Genomic DNA, 21,502 nt, shown 5'->3' with positions numbered 1-21,502 from the left:
GGAACGAAACCGTGAAGCTCTCCCCGAAGCTGGAACTTGCGGGGGTTTCCCTGCGCGACATGACCGAGGCTGACGTCCCGGTGGTGGAAGCATTGGAGCGTCGGTTGTTCCCCGTGGACGCCTGGCCCCTGCAGATGTTCTTCGATGAGCTCGCACAGCCTGAAACCCGGCGCTACGTCGTGGCTGAAGTTGCCGGCGAAATCGTCGCTTATGCGGGCCTGATGTGTATCGAGCCGATCGCGGACGTACAGACGATCGCCGTCGTGCCTGAATTCGAGGGCAAGGGAATCGGTTCCGCCGTCCTGACCGAACTGATTGACGAAGCGCGGCGACGCCGTGCCGCGGACGTCCTGTTGGAGGTCCGGGCGGACAACCCCCGGGCCCAGCAGCTGTACTTACGCTTCGGATTCGAACAGATCCACGTCCGTCCCCGCTATTACCGTGACGGCACCGACGCCTTGATCATGCGGCTGCCATTGAACAATCCACACTCCCACGAAGGAACAACAGCGTGAGCGGACCGAACCAAGTACAGCCGAAGCAGCCGCTGGTGCTGGGCATCGAGTCGTCCTGCGACGAGACAGGTGTGGGAATCGTTCGGGGAACCACGTTGCTCACCAACACGGTGTCCTCCTCCATGGATGAGCATGTCCGCTTTGGCGGCGTGATTCCCGAGATCGCCTCGCGGGCCCACTTGGACGCTTTTGTGCCAACACTCCAGGAGTCGCTCCATGAGGCCGGCGTGACCCTGGAGGACATTGACGCCATCGCAGTGACTTCGGGCCCGGGCCTTGCCGGTGCGCTTATGGTGGGCGTCTGTGCCGCGAAGGCACTGGCGGTTGCCACGGGCAAGCCGCTTTATGCGATCAACCACTTGGTGGCGCATGTTGGTGTGGGGCTGCTGGATGGAAGGCCCGACGCCGTTGCTGCCGCCGGCTTGGGTGCCGGGAAGTTGCCGGAGAATCTCGGAGCTTTGTTGGTATCGGGCGGCCACACGGAAATCCTGCGAATCCGGAGCATCACGGACGACGTCGAACTCCTTGGCTCAACCATCGACGACGCCGCAGGCGAGGCGTACGACAAAGTTGCCCGCATCCTGGGCCTTGGCTACCCCGGTGGCCCGGCCATCGACAAACTTGCGCGGCAGGGTAATCCGAAGTCCATTCGTTTCCCGCGCGGACTCACCCAGCCCAAGTACATGGGAACTGCCGAGGAGAAGGGCCCGCACCGCTATGACTGGTCCTTCAGCGGGTTGAAGACAGCCGTAGCCAGATGCGTGGAGCAGTTCGAGGCGCGCGGCGAAGAGGTACCCGTGGCCGACATTGCCGCAGCGTTCCAGGAGGCCGTGGTGGATGTCATCAGTTCCAAGGCCGTGCTGGCCTGCAAGGAAAACGGGATCACAGAGGTGCTTCTGGGCGGTGGCGTCGCCGCCAACTCACGGCTGCGCGAATTGACGGGCCAGCGGTGTGCATCGGCCGGTATCAAGCTTCACGTTCCGCCACTGGACCTCTGCACGGACAACGGTGCCATGGTTGCTGCCTTGGGAGCCCAACTCATCATGGCCGGGATCAGTCCCAGCGGAATCGGGTTCGCGCCGGATTCGTCCATGCCGGTCACCACGGTGTCGGTGCCCGCCTAGGCGGGTTTCCGTGCCGACTTAGGCGTCGGGACCTTTGCGCATCTGCTGCACGAGGTCCATCACCACGGCCTGCAGGTCGCCGTCGTGCTCAGCGGCCACGCGGCGTTGACGCTGGTAGCTGGCCCCGCGTTCGATGATCTTCAGGACGTCCGCCAATTCTTCGGTGCAGCCGAGCCTGGCTGCCACCGGCTCCAGACGCGCCACAGTCTCCGCGAGGTGCTCGGTGACCAGCTGCTCGTTGCCATCGGCGTCGAGGATGATGATGGCTTCCATGCCGTAGCGGGCGGCGCGCCATTTGTTCTCCTGCACATGCCAGGGCGGCATGGTGGGGATGGTGCCGCCGGCATCGAGGATGGAGGAGAACTCATCCACCAGGCACTGGGTCAGGGCAGCAATGGCTCCGACTTCTTCCAACGTGGCCAAGCCGTCGCAGATGCGCATCTCGATGGTGCCCAGGTTGGACACCGGCCGGATATCCCAGCGGATTTCGGACGTGGAGTCGATGACGCCGGTGGTGAACATGTCCTGGACGTAGGACTCGTACGCTTCCCATGTTTCGAACTGGAAGGGAAGCCCTGCGGTGGGCAGCTGCTGGAACATGAGGGCGCGCTGGGACGCGTAGCCGGTTTCCTCCCCTGCCCAGAACGGGCTGGAGGCGGACAGCGCCTGAAAGTGCGGGAAGTAGTTGACCAGGCCGTCAAGGATCGGAAGGACTTTGTCCCGGCGGTCGATGCCCACATGGACGTGGACGCCGTAGATCACCATTTGGCGTCCCCACCATTGGGTGCGCTCAATCAGCTTGGCGTAGCGTTCCTTGTCCGTCACGGGCTGGAGCAGGGGAGGGCTGAACGGGTGGCTGCCCGCGCAGAATACTTCCACCCCCATGGGGTCGGTGACTTCACGGACAGCAGCGAGGGAACGGCTCAGGTCCTCTTTGGCGTCCTTGACGGTCTCGCAGATTCCAGTGACGAGTTCAACGGTGTTGAGGAGGAGTTCGCGTTTGATGTGGGGATGTTCATCGTCTTCGTTGAGGTCGGGGTGGTTCGCGGCGACGCCTTTGAGGACATCGTTCGCTACCGAGACCAGCTCGCCGGTCCGTGCATTGACCAGCGCCAACTCCCACTCCACACCCAGTGTCGATTGCCTGGATGGCGCAAACTCAATCTGCACGTAGTCCCCTCGTTGTGTTTCTGCCGGGCACGGCCCCGCTGCGGGGCCGCCAGCGGTCGGCATAAGTCTAGTGCAGCCGGGCCGCCTCTGATTGCGAGTGACCAACGATGAAGCCACCCTTCATTTGCTAATGAGAATGGTTTGCATTTAGAATCATCCCATGCATCTTACAGTCGTCAGTTCCCTGGACAGTCAATGCCGTGAAGCGGCAGCCGCAAGGCTGGGCAGCACCCACCCGAACTCTGTGGTGGTCCTGCATGGCCTTCTGGACGGGTCCTTGGTGCTGCGCCGCGTCTACCGGGGAGGGCGGTTGTTCGAACGCGAAACAACAGTCCTGGAACACGGCTGCCTCAGCTGCACCGTTCGCCTGGATGTGGTTCCCACCGTGGAGCGCCTCGCTGCCTGCGGTTTCGACCACGCTGTCCTGGGCCTGCCGCCCGGCGTGGCTGCGGGGATGGCAGTCGCGGAGCTTCGGCGTGGACTGAGCCGCCCGGTGGTCATCGACAACGCTGTGCTGGCCCTGGATCCCGCTGACCTGGATGACCACATGTGGGATCGCCACACCCTGTTCGAATCAGGCTTTACCTCCATGCCCCAGGATGACCGCACCAGCGGCGAGTTCCTGATTGGCGAATTCGGCCAGGTGGATACCGTCATGCTGCATCCCGGATTGGGCGCCGAGCTGACCGGAGATCACCGCGAGGGGTCTGCGGAGTGGTTGATTGGCGCCGAACTGCTTGGCCAGCTGGCACCCCATGCGGCCGCTGTTGGTGCGGCTGACGACTTCAGGCCGGGCTGCTTCGACGACGCCGAGGCAGCGGCCCGCAGCCGGCCCGGCGTCGTGCGTTTGCCTTTGAACGAGGCCCCGGGGTCCTTCCGGACCGTGCTGCACAAGGCGGGGCGGCCCCTGCATCCAGGCCGTTTCCGTGAAGCTTTGCCCAGATTGGCGTCCGGCACGCACTGGCTGCGGGGGCGCCTGTGGATCGCATCTGCGGCGAAGACGCGGATCGCCGTCCAGGGAATCGGACCCAGGGTCTGGCTGGAAAGCACCGGATCCTGGCTGGCCGACTCCGCAACCGGAACCCACCTCCGGGGAGGGGCCGCCGACGTCGACTCCGTCCTGGATTGGCATCCCGACCACGGCGACCGCGGGACGGTCCTGGCCATCACCGGGCGTTCCGAGGACATCGATCCCCGGGAGATCCAGGAATTGCTGGAAGGCTGCCAACTCAGTGACGCCGAAATGGACGTGGACTTCGCCACCTGGCATGACCCGCTGGAACTCAGCGACGCACTATGAACCTCAGGCCACCAGTAACCCACCAGAGAAGGAGAAACACCATGAAGGTCAGGAACTCGTTGCGTGCCCTCAAGAAGATCCCGGGCGCACAGATCGTCCGCAGGCGCGGACGCACGTTCGTCATCAACAAGAACAACCCGAGGATGAAGGCCCGGCAAGGCTGAAAGCGGGTTTCAATTCGAGGGTTGTTTAATGGGTAAATGCCAATCCTGAACAAAGACATGTCCCTGTGCATTTCGCTCGCGGCCCGGCCCAGCAACATCGGCACCCGGTTCCACAACTACCTCTACGATTTGCTCGGCCTGAACTTTGTCTACAAAGCATTTGCCCCGGCGGACATCGCCCTCGCAGTGGCAGGCATCCGCGGCCTCCCCATCAGGGGTGCCGCGGTGTCCATGCCGTACAAGGAAGCGGTTATCCCGTTGGTGGACGTGATGGACGCCTCGGCCAAGGCCATTGATTCGGTCAACACCATCGTCAATAACGACGGCGTCCTCACGGCCTACAACACCGACTACATTGCCATCGCCCGGCTGCTGAAGGACCACGCAGTTCCCAGCGGCCACTCGGTCCTGCTCCGCGGCGCGGGCGGCATGGCCAAGGCCATGGCCGCTGCACTCCGGGACGCCGGGTTCACTGAGGTCACCATCGTGGCCCGCAATGAAACCACCGGCCGTGCGCTCGCGGATCTTTACGGATTCGGCTGGCAGGACGACGTCAACGGCTCCACGGCGGACCTCATCGTCAACGTCACGCCGCTGGGCATGGCGGGCGCGGACGAAACAGCGCAGTCCTTCGACGATGCAACCATTGCCGCCGCCAAGGTGGTGTTCGACGTCGTCGCGCTTCCCTCGGAGACGCCGCTGATCTCCGCTGCCCGCGCCGCGGGCAGGCCTGTGATCACCGGTGCGGAGGTCATAGCCATCCAGGCCGAAGAACAGTTCGTCTTGTACACCGGTGTGCGCCCGAGCGCTGAGCAGGTGCGCGAAGCCTCGGAATTCTCGCGCCGCTAATCGCCGGCAGACGCTGGTAGGCGGCCTAGGCCGTCACAGGCTCCACCGCAACAGCCACTCTCTCCTCGCCGATCCGGGTGAGGACCAGGGTGGCTGTTTTCGCGTCCTTGCCCTTCCCTGCCGGCTTGCCCGGGAGGAGTTGTTTCCGCAGTTCCTCAGGAGTTACTGCCGTTCCGCGCTTCTTGATGTCCAGCACGGTGATGCCGTTCGCTTTCACCCAGGCCTTGAGGGCTTTCACGTTGTACGGCATGACCTCCAGCACCTTATAGGCGCGGGCAAAGGGGGTGTCCTGCAGTTCGGGCGCGCAAATGTAGGCAATGTGCTCATCCACCAGGTGCCCGCCCAGGCGTTCGGCGACGTCGGCCACCAGCCCCGCGCGGATCACCGCGCCGTCAGGTTCGTACAGGTAGCCGTCAACAGGCCCGACGGCGGCTACCGGGCCGCCGTCGAAATCCTCGCCGCTGGTGATTTCGGCGGCGCCCTGGGAGCTGAGGACGAGGGCGGCACGACGCACGCCGGGACGGGCTACCGCGTTGAACCACAGGGTCACCTCGGTGACATCGCCCCCGACGGAAACCCACTGGGCTTCGCAGCCCGAAGGCACCGAGTCATGGGGGATGCCGGGGCCCATCTTGACGCCCACAGCGCGGCCGGAAGCCGCCAGCCCTTCCACGAAAGACAGGGGAGGGGAGAACGCTTCGGGATCCCAGATCCTCTTCGTTCCGGACGTGGAGGTGGTGCGTCGGGCCGGATCCAGCCAGACGCCGTCGATCCCGTCCAGCCCAACGGAAGTGGCATCCGAGTGCACCACGGTGGCGTGCGGGAACGGTATGAGGTTGATAGTGGCGCAGGCGGCGGTGGTCTCGTCCATCTCCACGGCGGTTACGGCAATGTCCATGGAGGCCATCGCCATGGAATCCGCGCCCAGGCCGCAGCCGAGGTCGGCGACGTGGGTAATGCCTGCCTTCGCGAATCGTTCCGCGTGCCGTGCTGCGACGTTCAGGCGCGTGGCTTGCTCCAAGCCGGCCTGTGTGAACAGCATCTGGCGGGCGAACTCGCCGAACTTTGACTCGGCCCGGGTCCGTAGGCGAGATTGGGTCAGGACGGCTGCCACGAGTTCAGGAGAATGTCCCGCCTTCCGGAGGTCGGCGTTGACGCTGAACGCGTCGGCGTCCCGGTACGGGCCCAGCGAGGCAAGAAGTTCCCATCCTTCGGTGGTCAGCAAGGGCGCGATCTGTTCCTGCGGTGCGTGAGACATGGGATCAAGCCTAATAGGGCACGTCATGGCATCGTGACTGGGGAATCAGCCAGATAGGGTTGTTTTCATGGAAGACAACGCAGTTCCGCAGCCCTCCCACATAACCCGGTATGCCCGCCCTGCCTTAATTGCGGGGGCTGTGATTGCGGTGGTCTGCATAGCTTTGCTGATCATCATCTTTGCGCTGGACTCCTTCAACGCGGCTGCCTACTCCGTGACAGGCAAGAGCGTCAACGACGCCACCGACGAGGCCCGGGACATCCGCGAACTCTACAGCGGAGCCCGCGTCGGCGGAATCATTGCCCTGGTGGTCTCCGCCGTGGTTGCCGTTGCTTCCGGCGTACTCCTTTACTTGAACCGTGGGACAGACCGGGTTGACGGGGACGATGACGGCGAAGACTACGATCTGGAGGACCTCACCGGCCGGTGACGGGCGTTCACCCATGACGAAATGCTGGCACTCACCTTGACCGAGTGCTAACGCCTTACATAGAGTCTTGTTAGCACTCTCCCCGGAGGGTGCTAATCACCACCGCCAGGCAGCTACCGGCACCGCGACGACGGTTGCACGCCTCGGCACCCAAGTTTTTAGTCCATGAATCAGCTCATGAAAAGGAGAGTCCGAGTGTCGGTCTCGATTAAGCCTCTTGAGGATCGTATTGTTGTTCGCCCGCTCGAAGCAGAGCAGACCACGGCTTCCGGCCTGGTAATTCCGGACTCCGCGCAGGAGAAGCCGCAGGAAGGCGAAGTTGTTGCAATCGGCCCCGGCCGCTTCGATGACAACGGCAACCGCGTACCGGTTGACGTAGCTGTTGGCGACGTCGTCATCTACTCCAAGTACGGTGGAACCGAAGTCAAGACCGGCGGCAACGAGTACCTCGTTCTGTCCGCCCGCGACGTCCTTGCGATCGTCGTAAAGTAACTTCCTGGAGCCCCGCACCGCAGCCGCGTTGGAATCATTCCGAGCGACAGCGGTGCGGGTTTTCTGTCTTGAAAGGACACAACCATGGCAAAGCAGCTTGCTTTTAACGATGCTGCCCGCCGGTCTCTTGAGGCCGGTATCGACAAGCTCGCCAACACTGTCAAGGTGACGCTTGGTCCGCGCGGCCGCAACGTCGTGCTGGACAAGAAGTGGGGCGCTCCCACGATCACCAACGACGGCGTGACCATCGCCCGTGAAGTTGAGCTTGACGACCCCTACGAGAACCTTGGTGCCCAGCTGGCCAAGGAAGTAGCTACCAAGACCAACGATGTCGCCGGCGACGGCACCACCACGGCTACCGTGCTGGCCCAGGCCCTGGTCAAGGAAGGCCTGCGCAACGTTGCTGCCGGCGCCGCACCGGGCGAGATCAAGCGTGGCATCGAGGTTTCCGTTGAAGCCATCGCAGCCCGCCTGCTGGAGAACGCCCGCGAGGTCGAAGGCACGCAGGTTGCCAGCGTCGCAGCGATCTCCGCGCAGAGCGATGAAATCGGCGAACTGCTGGCAGAAGCGTTCGGCAAGGTGGGCAAAGATGGCGTCATCACCATCGAAGAGTCCTCCACCACGCAGACTGAGCTGGTCCTCACCGAGGGCATGCAGTTCGACAAGGGCTACCTGTCCCCGTACTTCGTCACGGACGCTGAGCGTCAGGAAGCCGTCCTCGAGGACGCACTCATCCTGATCAACCAGGGCAAGATCTCCTCGCTTCAGGACTTCCTGCCGCTGCTGGAGAAGGCCCTCCAGGCTTCCAAGCCGCTCTTCATCATTGCTGAAGACATCGAGGGCGAGGCCCTGTCCACCCTGATCGTCAACCGCATCCGCGGCACGCTCAACGTTGTGGCCGTCAAGGCACCCGGCTTCGGCGACCGCCGCAAGGCCATGCTCCAGGACATCGCCACGCTCACGGGCGCACAGGTTGTTTCCCCTGACCTCGGCCTGACCCTGGATTCCGTAGGCCTCGAGGTACTCGGTACCGCGCGCCGCATCACGGTCACCAAGGACAACACCACTATCGTCGACGGTGCAGGCTCGGCCCAGGACGTCTCCGACCGCGTTGCACAGCTGCGTGCTGAGCTCACCCGGACGGACTCCGACTGGGACAAGGAAAAGCTGCAGGAACGCCTGGCCAAGCTGGCCGGCGGCATCGGCGTGATCAAGGTTGGCGCAGCCACCGAGGTTGAGCTGAAGGAAAAGAAGCACCGCATCGAGGACGCAGTATCCTCCACGCGTGCAGCCCTCGAAGAAGGCATCGTTTCCGGTGGCGGTTCGGCCCTCATCCACGCCCTCAAGGCACTGGACGAGTCGCCCGCCGTCAAGGCCCTGGAAGGTGACGCAGCAGCTGCTGTGGGCATCGTCCGCCGCGCCCTGGTCCAGCCGCTGCGCTGGATCGCCCAGAACGCAGGCTTCGACGGCTTCGTGGTTGTTGCCAAGGTTTCCGAACTGGACGCCAACCACGGCTTCAACGCCAAGTCCGGCGAGTACGAGGACCTGATCGCCGCTGGCGTGATCGACCCCGTCAAGGTCACCCGTTCCGCTCTCCGCAACGCCGCTTCCATCGCTGCCCTGGTTCTCACCACCGAGACCCTCGTAGCCGAGAAGCCGGCCGAGGAAGAAGACGCACACGCAGGCCACAAGCACTAACTGCCTGTACCAAAGAGCCCCGGTCATGTTCGTGACCGGGGCTCTTTGCTGTCCGCGGGCAGGCGGGGGGCAGCTATTGTCGGCGTTCGACGGCGGCGGTAACCTGACGCTAATGCGGCGGCTTCGGGCACAAACCGGGTCGCTTCCACCCCTACGGTGAACCATGACAACTCCGGCCACGGACTTGGACCTAGGACGCTCGGCATTCCACGAGCGCCGCTGGAGCGACGCCTTGGACTGCCTTGCACGTGCGGATGCCGAAGGTGGATTGCCTCCCCAGGACATTGAACTGGTGGCGTCGGTGGCCATGCTGCTGGGTTTGAACTCGGAGAGCGTTGAGTACCTCACACGGGCGCACGATGAATTCCTCACCATGGGAGACACTGACAGCGCGGCCCGGTGCGCCGCATGGTTGGTCATGTTCCTCATGGACATGGGTGAGCAGGCAAGGGGCAACGGGTGGTTATCCCGTGCCAAACACTTACTGGAGGGCGCGAAAGGACCCAGCGCGGCCGAAGGGTACCTTCTTATTCCGGCAGGACTGGGCTCCCTTCGGTCAGGCAATGCCGAAGCCGGCCACGGGTTGTTCAGCAGGGCCTTGGAAATCGGTACCCTCTTCCACGACAAGGACCTCCAAGCCATGGGCCAGCTGGGCGTTGGGACCTCCCGCGTCTCGCTTGGGCACACAGATGAGGGACTTCAACTCCTCGACGAAGTCATGGTCTCGGTAACTGCAGGTGAGGTCTCTCCCATACCGGCGGGAATCATTTACTGCGCAGTGCTAGGCAGCTGCCGCCTTGCCCACGACGTACACCGTGCCCAGGAGTGGACTGCCGCACTGGAACGTTGGTGCGGGGAACGGCCGGACATGGTCATGTTCAGCGGGCAGTGCCAGGCCAACCGTGCTGAGCTCCTGATCCTGCACGGTGCGTGGGATGAAGCCTTGTCAGTCGCCCGGGCGGCCGAAGGCCGGATCAGGAAAGGCGACCCCGATGCCACGTTCGGTTCCTGGTACCAGCAGGGCGAAGTCCTGCGGTTGCGGGGCTGGTTGGAAGAAGCCGGCAGGGCCTATGCGAAAGCAGCCGAGACAGGCTTTGAGCCGGTACCCGGAATTGCGTACCTCCAATTGGCGCAGCACAAGGCGTCCAGGGCACAAGCCACCATGCGCCGGGCGTTGGAGGGCGCGGACAAGGCCAACCGGAGGAGGCTCCTTCCTGCCGTGGTGGACATCGAGCTCGCTGCGGGCGACGTAGCTGCTGCGAGGATTGCGGCGGACGAATTGTCCGCACCGCTGCACCGTGAAAGCAGGCCGCTGGAGCTGGCGCTCGCCGCCCTGGCAGCGGCGGATGTGCTTCTGGCCGAGCGCAATCCGGTGGCTTCCCTTCAACAGTCCAGGAGAGCGTGGCGGATTTGGTACAGCCTGGAGGCGCCCTACCAAGCGGCGCTTTCCAGGGTCCTTGCCGCGAGGGCCTGCGCAGCAATGGGGGACACGGACTCGGCGGCCATGGAGTTTGAGGCCGCTACGGCTGAGTTCGCGGACCTGGGTGCAACGCCGGCGGTGGCGAAGGTCCTGGAGTTCAGCGGGGAAAAGCCCCAAGGAACGTCGTCGCTGACCGGCCGGGAACTGGAAGTCCTGCGGCTGATCGCCGGGGGCCTGGCGAACAGGACCATCGCCCGGGAGCTTTACCTCAGCGAGAAGACCGTGGCCCGGCACGTCAGCAATATCCTGTCCAAGCTAGGGGTGCCGTCCAGGGCGGCAGCCACCGGCTACGCCTTTGAGCACGGCATGATCCGCTGACCCTCTCTCACTTCCAGACTGTCTTCGAGCGTCCCTCTCTCACCTCCGGATTGTTTTCGAGCGTCCCTCTCTCACCTCCGGATTGTTTTCGAGCGTCGCTCTCTCACCTCCGGACGTCTGCGCATAAATACCCATACCGACTTCGCGGGAATGCGTAATCCGGCCGACGCGGCGGGGGACACCCGGGCAATAGCTTGGCTGTATCGGCACGTAATGCCACAACAGCCAGCGAGGAGAAGCAGCCATGGAAAAGAGTCAGCACACAGAGCTGGACACGGTGATCGTAGGGGGTGGGCAGGCCGGGCTGGCCCTCGGATACTGGCTGGCCAGGGAAGGGGCGGGACTTCGTCATCCTGGACCAGAACGCCCGGGCGGGAGATGCCTGGCGCCAGCGCTGGGACTCACTGCACCTCTTCACTCCTGCCAAGTACGACGGCCTGCCGGGCGCGCATTTCCCCGGAGACCGGCTGGCCTTTCCGTCGAAGGATGAACTGGCGGATTACTTTGAAGAGTATGTCCGCCGCTTCGATCTCCCGTTCATTCCGAACGTCCGGGTAGAAGACGTCAGGCCAGCGGATGAAGGTTTCGCCGTCAGTTCAAGGGACCGTGTCTGGCATGCCCGCAACGTCGTGGTCGCTACCGGCGGTCACCAGCTGCCTAAGACGCCGCGGTTTGCCACGGAAGTTGACCCGGCAGTGCTGCAACTCCACTCCCAGGACTATAGGAATCCAGGGCAACTCCGGGCAGGGCCGGTGTTGATTGTCGGACTTGGCAACTCGGGGGCGGAGATCGCCCTGGAAGTGGGCCGGACGCATCCCACTTTGGTTGCCGGAAAGCCAAGCGGGGAGCTGCCGGTCCGGCATGGGCGGACAGCAGCCCGCTTTGCCTTGCCAATCGTGCGGTTCCTGGGCTTGTACGTCCTCAACTACAACACTCCTGTTGGCAGGAAGGCGGCGCCGGGATTCAAGTCCATGGCGGCACCGTTGATCCGGACCAAGACCAAGGAGCTGGGTGCCGCAGGGATCGACCTGGTCCCCAGGGTCGCCGGGGTTGCCGACGGAAAGCCTGTCCTGGAAGACGGAAGGATCCTGGATGTCTCCACGATCATCTGGTGCACCGGCTACCACGAGGATTATTCGTGGTTGAAGCTCCCGGCCCTTGACCCCATAGGTGAGCCCCGGCAAACCAGGGGAGTGGCGCACGATGTTTCCGGACTCTATTTCATTGGCCAGGAGTTCCTTTTTGCGGCTGCGTCAGCCACATTGCCCGGCGTCAGCCGCGATGCCCGATACCTGGCCCGCCAGATGGCGGCCTCACACACACCCGCAATGGCGCAGCAGCCCGCAATGGACCGGAGCTCCTTGGCGGACCAAGGGCAGCCGTGATTGTGGAATGCGACACATCGCAAGGGGCCCGTCCACGCTTGGCCAAAACGGGTATCGGCACAGGTCACGCACAGGTGGGGCTGGGAAAATCCATAGCTGGACTTGAACTAATAAGGCTTGGGAGGGCGGTCGGAAATGCCCTCCCAATGGGGGTGCGCGGTGGAAACCGCGTATTATTGATGCTTTGTGCCGCAGCTTTGAGGAACCGCCTAACGTGACTACGCCAACGATCCCAACCCCCGCCCACCCTGGTAGGCGGGCTTCCGGACCCGTTGCAAAGTCTAAGTTCCGCCCCGAAATCCAAGGTCTTCGGTCACTCGCTGTCCTGATGGTGGTCAGCTACCACATCTGGATCGGCAGGGTTTCCGGAGGTGTCGACGTCTTCCTCCTCATCTCCGCCTTCCTCATGACCCTCCAGTTCACGGGACGTTACAAACAACGCCGGCCGATGGATCTTTTGCGGCACTGGCTGCACCTGTTCCGGCGGCTGCTTCCCGCCGTCGTCGTGGTTCTCCTGGGGACGCTCGCGGCCACCTTCGCTTTCCTGCCGCCGACCCGCTGGGTTGAGGTTGTGCACCAAGCATGGGCCTCGCTGTTCTACTTCGAGAACTGGCTACTGCAGGGCCTGGCGGTCAACTACTACGCTGCGGACCACAGCCTGGCGAGTCCTGTACAGCACTTCTGGTCGCTGTCCATCCAGGGCCAGGTTTTCATCATGTGGCCCATCATCTTCGCCACCGTTGCGCTGCTCTGCCGCCGGTTCGGCCTCCGCTACCGCGCGACGCTCGCGTATATTTTCGCGATCATTTTCGTGATCTCCTTCATCTACTCCATCATTTTCACGGCCACCAACCAGGCGGTGGCCTACTTCGATACTTTTGCCCGTCTGTGGGAATTCGCCTTGGGCACCTTGCTGGCCCTGATCCTCCCGGGCTTGAACTTTTCGAAGCCCGTCCGTGTGGTCCTGGGATGGATTGGCGTGGCGGCGATGCTCAGTTGCGGCATCCTGCTGCAGGTCCAGACTGCGTTTCCCGGCTTTGTGGCACTGTGGCCCACCTTGGCGGCCGTTGCCGTGATTGCGGCCGGTCAGAGCGGGAGCCGTTTCGGCGTGGACCGGATCCTGAGTTCCAAGTTTCTGGTCCGGCTCGGCGACAACTCCTACGCCCTGTACCTATGGCACTGGCCCATCCTGGTGATTGCCTTGGCTTGGAGCGGCAAAGACCATGCGGGTTGGCTTTCCGGAACGGCGATTGTGGCCCTGTCCCTTGTTCTGGCTTTCCTTACTACCAAATACGTGGAGAAACCCTTCAGGGAATGGAAATGGCCTGAAGTGAAGCGGCGGCGCGCAGCTATTGCCATCGCAGCGTGCGTGGCCGTGGCGTCCGCACCCCTTCTTGGTTTCCAGTACAAGCAGGACTTGGACCTGCAAGCTGCCCAGGCGCAGGCGGCCCATGACAACCCCGGGGCCCAAGCACTTCTGCCCGGCTATGTGAACCAAGTGGCCTCGAACGCCATGACCCTGCCGTCCGCGGAACAGTTGCCGTCAGACTGGGCCCATTTGTCGGATGCCTGTTCCGGTGAAACCAAGCCGGAGTCGCCGCTGCTGCAGGAGAACTGCCAGCAGAACGACGTCGGCGCTGACGCCACCAAGACGGTCCTGGTGGTGGGCAACTCGCATTCGCAGCAGTGGCTCGCCGCGATCGGCGAGCTGGCCGAGCAGCACCACTGGCGGGTCTACGCCATGCTCTTCGGAGCTTGCCCGTTCATGACGGAGAACCCGGACGCCGAGCCGGAGTGCAACGAGTTCAACCGCGAAGTCCGCAGCCACATTGAAGCCCATCCGCCCGATGCCATTTTCATGGTGGGTACCGCGGCCGTTCCTTCTGCCCCTGATGAGCAGCTGACGCACGGTTTCGAGGAGCTCATCCCGGAGGTCAACGCGTTGGGCACCCAGGTCATTGCCATGCGGGATAATCCGCGGTTCACCTATAGCCTGACGGACTGCACGCTCTCCAAGGGGCAGGACAGTCCGGACTGCCGTCCCCTTCGTGCGGATGTCCTGGCAGCCCAGAGCCCGTTCGATGCAGTTCTTGGCAAGTATCAAGACCTGTTCCTGCTGGATATGTCGGACTTGATTTGCGAGGGGATCTATTGCCCGGCCATTGTGGGTAACACCTTCGTCTACTTGGACGACAATCACCTGACCAAGACATACGTAAAGAGCATGGCGGACATGCTCGATGAAAGGTGGTTTGCCGCTACCGGGTGGCAACGATGATGAATGCACACACCAGCACGGCAACAGCTTCAGCCGTACCAGCCGCAGGACAACGCCCGACGGCGGAACGAGGCTTCCGTCCGGAGGTCCAGGGACTGCGCGCGCTGGCTGTGCTCATGGTGGCGGCCTACCATATCTGGCTCGGCAGGGTTTCCGGCGGGGTTGACGTCTTCCTGCTGATCTCGGCGTTCCTGCTGACGTTGTCGTTCACGCGAAAGCTCGAAAACGGCTCGCCTTTGCGCCTTGTCCGGCATTGGCTTCACGTGTTCAAGCGGCTGCTGCCCGCCGTCGTCGTTGTGCTGTTGGCGGTCCTGACCGCCACGTGGGCGTTCGTGCCGCAGAGCCGCTGGCCGGATATCCTCGCTGAAGCGTGGGCGTCCTTGCTGTACCGGCAGAACTGGCAGCTCGCCGACTCGGCTGTGGACTATTACGCGCAGGACCATTCGGGGGCAAGCCCGCTCCAGCATTTCTGGTCGCTGTCAGTACAAGGCCAGGTGTTCATCCTGTGGCCGCTGATCTTCGCGGCCGTGGCCTTGCTGCAGCCGCAGCTGGCCAAGCTCTTCCCGGAGCGGAAGGCCGTGGCCCACCGTCAGTTACTGTTCGTGGCCTTTGGCATGGTGTTCCTGGCCTCACTCGTGTTTTCCATAGAGCAGACCGCCACCAACCAGGAATACGCGTACTTCGATACCCGTGCCCGGCTGTGGGAGTTCGCGCTGGGCTCCTTGCTCGCCTTGGCGCTGCCGTACCTGAAACCTGGCCGCAGGCTCCGTGTGTTCCTGGGCTGGGCCGGAATCACCGCGATGCTCGCGTGCGGCCTTGTCCTGACAGTGGACCGCTCGTTCCCCGGATTCGTGGCCCTCTGGCCGACTCTGGCCGCAGCAGCCGTGATCGTGGCCGGACAGAGCAACAGCCGCCTGGGTGCTGACCGTTTCCTGAGTTCCCGGCCCTTGGTGCTGGTGGGAGACAATTCCTATGCCCTGTATCTGTGGCACTGGCCGGTCCTGGTGTTTTTCCTTCTCGTAACAGGCACCACGACGCCGAACCTCCTCCAAGGTCTGGGCATAATGGCCGCTTCCATGGTCTTGGCGGTGGTCACCACCCGCTACGTCGAGGTACCCATGCGCCGCTGGGAGTGGCCGGACGTCCGGTCCTGGCGTGCCGCCGTCGTGATTGCTTCCTGCGGTGCCTTGCTGGCATTGCCCGTTACCGCCTGGCAGGGAGCGATCGCCGCCGAGGGCGCCGCGATTGCTGACCAGCCCAAGGAACTGACACCGGGTGCGGCCGCGTTGTCCCCGGAGTTCTCGGGCAATCCCACGCCGGAAGCCCTGATCATCCCGGCGCCGGCCGCCATGAAGGATGAGTGGGCGGACATCGACGGACTGTGCACCGGCGACAACGTTCCCACGGACCCGCTGCTGGAGGGCTGCCTGCAAAACGACGAACCCGAGGTTGTCACCAAGGAGATCGTGGTGCTGGGCGATTCGCATGCCCAGCAGTACATGGCCGCTCTTGGCCCGATAGCCAAGGAGCACGGCTGGGAAGTGGTGACGCTCTTGAAGGGAAGTTGCCGTTTCGGTGCCGAATCCTCGGAGCGAACTGACGAGTGCAACGAGTTCAACAAGGCCAGTGCCGCCTACATGATGGAACATCGGCCGGATGCCGTGTTTACGGTGGCCTCGCTGACGCACGTCACAGCTCCGTTTGAGACGGAAGTGCCTGGCTACCTCGACGGCATCAAGCCGTTCACGGACGCCGGCATTGATGTGGTGGGGGTTCGTGACAATCCGCGGTTCAGCATCAATATGCCCGAATGCGTCCAGAAGAAGGGCCCGGATTCCCCCGACTGCAATGCGCCGTTGGAGGAGTCCTTGGCGGTGTCGTCACCCTTGGACGACTACGTCGGCAAGGTGGAGCGACTGCACCTGATGGATATGAGCGACTTCATTTGTGAACAGGGCACCTGCCCGGCGGTCGTCGGGAACGTGTACGTCTACAAGGACGACAATCACCTCACCAAGACTTACGTGCAGAGCATGATCCCGATGTTCGAGGAACGGTTGCTGGCCGCCACCGGCTGGTCCCGCAGCTAGGGACCCCTGCAGCCGCACGGGCAAGTGTACGACGGCGGCCTGCCGCCAGTGCTGTTGCTCACACTCAGGCGTCGCGGAATATGGCGATCGGCGCGGAGGTTCTACTATTTATTCAATACCGGCAGCATGTTAGCTGCCTCGCAGTACCTTATGCACAGGCCAGTCCCGTAATGACGGGCTGGTCATCAGTTGCAACCCCTACCAGTTAAGCCCCCAAGAACCCAGGTAAGAGGCGCACACTCATGACCCAGCCCGAACACAATCCGTTTGGCTTCATTGGCCTGACGTATGACGACGTCCTGCTGCTCCCCGGACACACCGACGTCATTCCGTCCGAGGCTGACACCTCGTCCCGCATTTCCAAGCGCATCAGCGTGCAGACCCCGCTGCTCTCTGCCGCCATGGACACCGTGACCGAGTCCCGCATGGCCATCGCCATGGCACGCCAGGGTGGCTTGGGCGTGGTTCACCGCAACCTGTCCATCGACGACCAGGCCGAGCACGTGGATCGCGTCAAGCGCAGCGAATCCGGCATGATCACCAACCCGCTGACCATCGGTCCTGAAGCCACCCTGCAGGAACTGGACGAGCTCTGCTCCCGGTACCGTGTCTCGGGCCTGCCTGTGGTGGACACCGACGGCCGTCTGCTGGGCATCGTTACCAACCGCGACACCCGCTTCATTCCGGAGTCTGACTTCCCGTTCCGCAGCGTCAGCGACACAATGACCAAGATGCCCCTCATCACCGGGCATGTGGGCATCAGCCGTGATGAAGCGTCGCACAAGCTGGCCACCAACAAGATCGAGAAGCTCCCGCTGGTTGACGAGCAGGGTCGCCTCAAGGGCCTCATCACCACCAAGGACTTCACCAAGGCCGAGCAGTACCCGCTGGCTACGAAGGACGACGAAGGACGCCTGCGCGTCGGCGCTGCCATTGGCTTCTTCGGCGACGGCTGGGAGCGCGCCATGAAGCTCATCGACGCCGGTGTGGACGCCCTGTTCGTGGACACCGCCAACGGTCACTCCCAAGGCGTGCTGGACATGATCCGCCGCCTCAAGTCGGATCCGATTGCTGCCCACGTGGACGTCATCGGTGGCCAGGCGGCAACCCGTGAAGGTGCCCAGGCGCTGATCGATGCCGGTGCCGACGGCATCAAGGTGGGCGTTGGCCCGGGCTCCATTTGCACTACGCGCGTTGTGGCCGGTGTTGGCGTTCCGCAGATCACCGCCATCTACGAATCAGCCAAGGCTGCCATTCCGGCCGGAGTTCCGCTGATCGCAGACGGCGGCCTGCAATACTCAGGCGACATCGGCAAGGCCTTGGTTGCCGGCGCCGACACCGTCATGCTGGGCTCGCTTCTTGCCGGCTGTGAGGAATCCCCGGGCGACCTCATCTTCGTCAACGGCAAGCAGTTCAAGAGCTACCGCGGCATGGGTTCCCTCGGTGCCATGCAGTCCCGCGGCAAGAACACCTCCTACTCCAAGGACCGCTACTTCCAGGCCGACGTCTCCGGTGATGACAAGCTCATTCCCGAGGGCATCGAGGGCCGTGTGGCCTTCCGCGGCCCGCTGGCTTCCGTGGCGTACCAATTGGTCGGCGGCCTCCGCCAGACCATGTTCTACACCGGTGCCCCCACCATTCCTGAGCTCAAGGCACGCGGCAAGTTTGTCCGCATCACGCCGGCCGGTTTGAAGGAATCGCACCCGCACGACATCCAGATGACCGTCGAGGCACCGAATTACGGTTCCCGCTAGGTCCTGGGTTCGTCTTAGCTGTTCCCCGTGGAGGTATCCGCGGGGAACAGCTGTTTAAGGCGTACGCCTGAATGTCTGCCGTGGGGAATAGGCTGAGGTCATGTCTGAAAAGCCCGCACAACCGCGGCACCCGGAGTCGGTCCGCCTGAACAAGGCGCCGCCCCGCAAGCTTGCCCTCCGGCCCTACGCACGCGCCGTCGGACAGGTCCTGAAAGTCAGCTTCAAAGCGTCGCCGGTCGCGGTTCTCATGAAGGTGGCCGGTTCCCTGATCTCGGCCACGCTGCCCCTGGTCACTACATACTTCGCCGCGCTCACCACCACCGCGCTGGCGGCCGGTTATGCGGGGGATCACGACGCCGGTCCGCGGGCGGTGGTGTATGTCATCGTCACCGCCGCACTGGGCCTGTTTTGGGGCGCTTTCAGCAGCGTGGACCGGTACATCCAGCAGCTCATGAGCTTCAAAGTGGGTGCGATCGTTGGCGACATGATGTACGAACGCTTCCTGGCGCTGGAGTTCTGGCGCTATGACGACAAAGAAACGGTGGATCTCTACGACCGCGCCAAACGGTTCTCGGATTCCTATGCCCGCGTCCTTGACAGGATCGCCGCCATTTTTACGCAGCTGGTCTCGGTGATCCTTGCCATTGGTGCCCTGCTGCTGGTCAGCTGGTGGATTGCCGTGATTGTTTTGGTGGCGATCGTGCCCAGCGTCTATCTGCAGTTCAAACTCTCACGCGAGCAGATCGCGCACTGGAATACGCAAGTGGATTCCCGCAGGCAGCGCAGGATGATCGAGCAAAACCTGCTTCGGCCCCAGCACATCGCCGAGATGCGGCTCTACGGGATCGTGGGATACCTGATGGACCTGCGATCCCGGCTTCGCGACGCTGACGAACGCCGGCGCCTGGACTTCCAGAGGCGGTACATCCCCAAACAGTTGGCTGCAGATGCCCTCCAGTACGGTGCCGAGGTTGTCTCGCTGATCTGGGTTGTGGGGCAGATCATCGCCAGGGCCCAACCGGTGGGGCAGTTCCTCTATGTGCAGCAGATTGTCAGCCGGGCATTGTCCACGGCCAACAACCTGGTTTCCTCGCTGAGTTCCATTGACGAGGACCTCGCCAACCTCAAGGACTATGAGCTTTTCATGGCCCTCCCCGTACCCAGCGGCAACGAACCGCCCTTGCTAGAGTCGCCCACCACTGTGGAACTGCGGGACATCCGGTTCAGCTACACGGGCAGCGACATCGAGGTCATCAAGGGCATTTCGATGACCATCAGGGCGGGCCAGCACGTTGCCATCGTTGGTGAAAACGGCGCCGGGAAGTCCACACTGATCCGCATACTCGCCGGGCTGTACCGGCCCGATTCGGGCCAGGTACTGCTCGACGGCGTGGACCTTGCCGGGATCGATGTCACCAGTTGGCACCGGCATTTGGCGGTTCTGAGCCAGGAGTTCCTGAAGTATGAGTTCGCTACCGCGGCCGAAAACATCTACCTCGGAGACGTTGACCAACCCCGGGACGATGCCCGCGTGCGGCGCGCAGCCTCGGATGCCGAGGCCATGGAGTTCATCAGCAAGCTGCCCAACGGCCTGGAAAACCATGTCAGCAACTGGATGGAAGATCCCCGGGGACGCAAGGGGAGCGGGCTTTCGGGCGGCCAATGGCAACGGCTGGCCATGGCGCGCAACTTTTACCGGGACGCCTCCTTCATGGTCATGGACGAACCCACCTCGGCAATTGACGCTTTGGCTGAACACCGGATCTTCACTCGACTCTTCGCGGACCGGAGCAGCACCATCATTGCCATCAGCCACCGGCTGGCCACCATAGAAAAGGCCGATGTCGTGTACATGCTTGAAGATGGCCGGATCGCCGAAGAAGGGACACACAAGGAACTCGTGGCCTTGCGTGGACGCTACTTCCGAATGTTCGAATCCCAGCTCACCGCTGACGAGACCAGCCAGAACACCCCGTAACCTGCCTGAGCGGACCGGCTCGCACGTGTCGGCCAAAGCCGGGGCTTCGGCCCCGGTGGGATAAACTCGAGCAGTGACTTATGAGATTGAGATTGGCCGTGGCAAGCGTGGGCGTCGTGCCTACTCCCTGGATGACATCGCGATCGTTCCGAATCGCCGGACGCGTGACCCGAAGGACGTCTCTGTCTCGTGGCAGATCGATGCCTACAAGTTCGACATGCCCGTGATTGCGGCCCCCATGGACTCTGTGATGTCCCCGGATACGGCCATCGCCCTGGGCCGTCTTGGCGGCCTCGGCGTCCTGGACCTTGAAGGCCTATGGACCCGGTATGAGAACCCGCAGAAGGTGCTCGACGAGATCGCGGGCCTGGCTGACGAAACCAGCAGCCCGGCGGTCACCCGTCGCATGCAGGACCTCTACCAGGCGCCCATCCAGCCGGAGCTCATCAGCTCCCGCCTCGCCGAGATCCGCGCAGCCGGCGTTACGGTGGCCGGTTCCCTCACCCCGCAGCGCACGCAGGAACACTACAAGACCGTGGTGGCTGCCGGCGTCGATATCTTCGTGATCCGCGGTACCACCGTCTCCGCCGAGCACGTCTCCAAAACGCACGAACCCCTGAACCTCAAGCAGTTCATCTACGAACTCGACGTCCCCGTCATTGTTGGCGGCGCAGCCGGCTACACGCCTGCACTCCACCTCATGCGCACCGGTGCCGCGGGCGTCCTGGTCGGCTTCGGCGGCGGCGCCACGAGCACTACCCGCCGCGCCCTCGGGATCCACGCGCCCATGGCCTCAGCCATCTCCGACGTCGCTGCCGCACGCCGTGACTACATGGACGAGTCCGGCGGCCGCTACGTCCACGTCATCGCCGACGGCGGCATGGGCAGCTCCGGGGACATCGTCAAGGCGATCGCCATGGGTGCGGACGCCGTCATGCTGGGGAGCGCCCTGGCACGTGCCGAGGAAGCACCGGGTCGCGGCTGGCACTGGGGCCCCGAGGCCCACCACCTCGAATCTCCGCGTGGAGACCGCGTCAACGTGGGAACCGTTGGTCCTTTGGAAGAGGTTCTCTTTGGGCCTGGCCACCACACGGACGGCACCTCCAACCTTATTGGCGCCTTGCGCCGCTCCATGGCGACCACCGGCTACTCGGACCTCAAAGAGTTCCAGCGCGTCGACGTCGTAGTGTCGCCTTACTCGGGCAACTAAGACTCCTGC

17 protein-coding genes are annotated in these 21,502 nt (G+C 63.4%); 15 read left to right on the top strand and 2 right to left on the bottom strand.

From position 1 onward, the window contains the following. Positions 1-11 precede the first annotated feature (11 nt). Positions 12-515: a ribosomal protein S18-alanine N-acetyltransferase gene (gene rimI / locus ACFRJ9_RS16460; RefSeq protein WP_377670030.1), complete on the top strand. Its 504-nt coding sequence runs from the start codon at positions 12-14 to the stop codon at positions 513-515. Further along, a complete protein-coding gene (gene tsaD / locus ACFRJ9_RS16455; RefSeq protein ID WP_377670028.1) occupies positions 512-1,639 on the top strand; it encodes a tRNA (adenosine(37)-N6)-threonylcarbamoyltransferase complex transferase subunit TsaD in 1,128 nt (375 codons plus the stop codon). The genes rimI and tsaD overlap by 4 nt, the downstream gene beginning before the upstream one ends. Before the next feature lie 18 nt (positions 1,640-1,657). Here the strand turns inward: tsaD and ACFRJ9_RS16450 are convergent, their stop codons facing one another. Next, the gene (locus ACFRJ9_RS16450; RefSeq protein ID WP_377670026.1) at positions 1,658-2,809 is read right to left on the bottom strand and encodes a glutamate--cysteine ligase; all 1,152 of its coding nucleotides are present in this window, start codon (positions 2,807-2,809) and stop codon (positions 1,658-1,660) included. A 160-nt stretch (positions 2,810-2,969) separates the two neighbouring features. Here ACFRJ9_RS16450 and ACFRJ9_RS16445 point away from each other — a divergent pair, with 160 nt between their 5' ends. The 3 genes from ACFRJ9_RS16445 to ACFRJ9_RS16435 are packed head-to-tail and all read left to right on the top strand — an operon-like array spanning position 2,970 to position 5,122. After that, positions 2,970-4,109: a GTP-binding protein gene (locus ACFRJ9_RS16445; RefSeq protein ID WP_377670024.1), complete on the top strand. Its 1,140-nt coding sequence runs from the start codon at positions 2,970-2,972 to the stop codon at positions 4,107-4,109. Between the two features lie 41 nt (positions 4,110-4,150). Next, on the top strand, positions 4,151-4,273 hold the full coding sequence (gene ykgO, locus ACFRJ9_RS16440) for a type B 50S ribosomal protein L36 (protein WP_011775528.1): 123 nt from the start codon (positions 4,151-4,153) through the stop codon (positions 4,271-4,273). Between the two features lie 36 nt (positions 4,274-4,309). Then, a complete protein-coding gene (locus ACFRJ9_RS16435) occupies positions 4,310-5,122 on the top strand; it encodes a shikimate 5-dehydrogenase (RefSeq protein WP_377670022.1) in 813 nt (270 codons plus the stop codon). A gap of 25 nt (positions 5,123-5,147) precedes the next feature. Here ACFRJ9_RS16435 and ACFRJ9_RS16430 read toward each other — a convergent pair whose 3' ends face one another. Further along, the gene (locus tag ACFRJ9_RS16430; RefSeq protein ID WP_377670019.1) at positions 5,148-6,380 is read right to left on the bottom strand and encodes an SAM-dependent methyltransferase; all 1,233 of its coding nucleotides are present in this window, start codon (positions 6,378-6,380) and stop codon (positions 5,148-5,150) included. Positions 6,381-6,447: 67 nt separating this feature from the next. Between ACFRJ9_RS16430 and ACFRJ9_RS16425 the strand changes: the two genes are divergently transcribed. The 10 genes from ACFRJ9_RS16425 (at position 6,448) to ACFRJ9_RS16380 (ending at position 21,493) form a co-directional block, all read left to right on the top strand. Then, positions 6,448-6,810 carry a hypothetical protein gene (locus ACFRJ9_RS16425; RefSeq protein WP_377670017.1) on the top strand — a complete coding sequence of 121 codons (363 nt, stop codon included), beginning with the start codon at positions 6,448-6,450 and terminating at the stop codon, positions 6,808-6,810. A 195-nt stretch (positions 6,811-7,005) separates the two neighbouring features. Continuing rightward, a complete protein-coding gene (gene groES / locus ACFRJ9_RS16420; protein ID WP_011775524.1) occupies positions 7,006-7,302 on the top strand; it encodes a co-chaperone GroES in 297 nt (98 codons plus the stop codon). Between the two features lie 84 nt (positions 7,303-7,386). Beyond that, entirely contained in the window at positions 7,387-9,000 is a 1,614-nt protein-coding gene (gene groL / locus ACFRJ9_RS16415) for a chaperonin GroEL (protein WP_377670015.1), read from the top strand. Between the two features lie 163 nt (positions 9,001-9,163). Then, a complete protein-coding gene (locus tag ACFRJ9_RS16410; protein WP_377670014.1) occupies positions 9,164-10,798 on the top strand; it encodes a LuxR C-terminal-related transcriptional regulator in 1,635 nt (544 codons plus the stop codon). Positions 10,799-11,088: 290 nt separating this feature from the next. Then, on the top strand, positions 11,089-12,183 hold the full coding sequence (locus ACFRJ9_RS16405; RefSeq protein ID WP_377670012.1) for a flavin-containing monooxygenase: 1,095 nt from the start codon (positions 11,089-11,091) through the stop codon (positions 12,181-12,183). 214 nt (positions 12,184-12,397) lie between these two features. Further along, positions 12,398-14,461, top strand: a complete 2,064-nt coding sequence (locus tag ACFRJ9_RS16400) for an acyltransferase family protein (RefSeq protein ID WP_377670010.1) — start codon at positions 12,398-12,400, stop codon at positions 14,459-14,461. Beyond that, positions 14,461-16,551 (top strand): acyltransferase family protein, encoded by a 2,091-nt coding sequence (locus ACFRJ9_RS16395; protein WP_377670156.1) that lies wholly within the window; start codon positions 14,461-14,463, stop codon positions 16,549-16,551. Before ACFRJ9_RS16400 ends, ACFRJ9_RS16395 begins: the two co-directional genes overlap by 1 nt. A 242-nt stretch (positions 16,552-16,793) precedes the next feature. After that, complete coding sequence (gene guaB / locus ACFRJ9_RS16390) at positions 16,794-18,305, top strand: IMP dehydrogenase (protein ID WP_144648551.1); 1,512 nt, start codon at positions 16,794-16,796, stop codon at positions 18,303-18,305. A gap of 100 nt (positions 18,306-18,405) precedes the next feature. Continuing rightward, on the top strand, positions 18,406-20,283 hold the full coding sequence (locus tag ACFRJ9_RS16385) for an ABC transporter ATP-binding protein (protein ID WP_377670007.1): 1,878 nt from the start codon (positions 18,406-18,408) through the stop codon (positions 20,281-20,283). A 73-nt stretch (positions 20,284-20,356) separates the two neighbouring features. After that, entirely contained in the window at positions 20,357-21,493 is a 1,137-nt protein-coding gene (locus ACFRJ9_RS16380; protein WP_377670005.1) for a GuaB3 family IMP dehydrogenase-related protein, read from the top strand. The last annotated feature ends 9 nt before the right edge of the window (positions 21,494-21,502 follow it).

The sequence above is a fragment of the Paenarthrobacter sp. NPDC056912 genome (genome assembly GCF_042786555.1).
Lineage (GTDB): Bacteria > Actinomycetota > Actinomycetes > Actinomycetales > Micrococcaceae > Arthrobacter.
The sequence above is the reverse complement of the archived record's forward strand: the minus strand, read 5'-3'. Positions and strand labels throughout refer to the sequence as shown.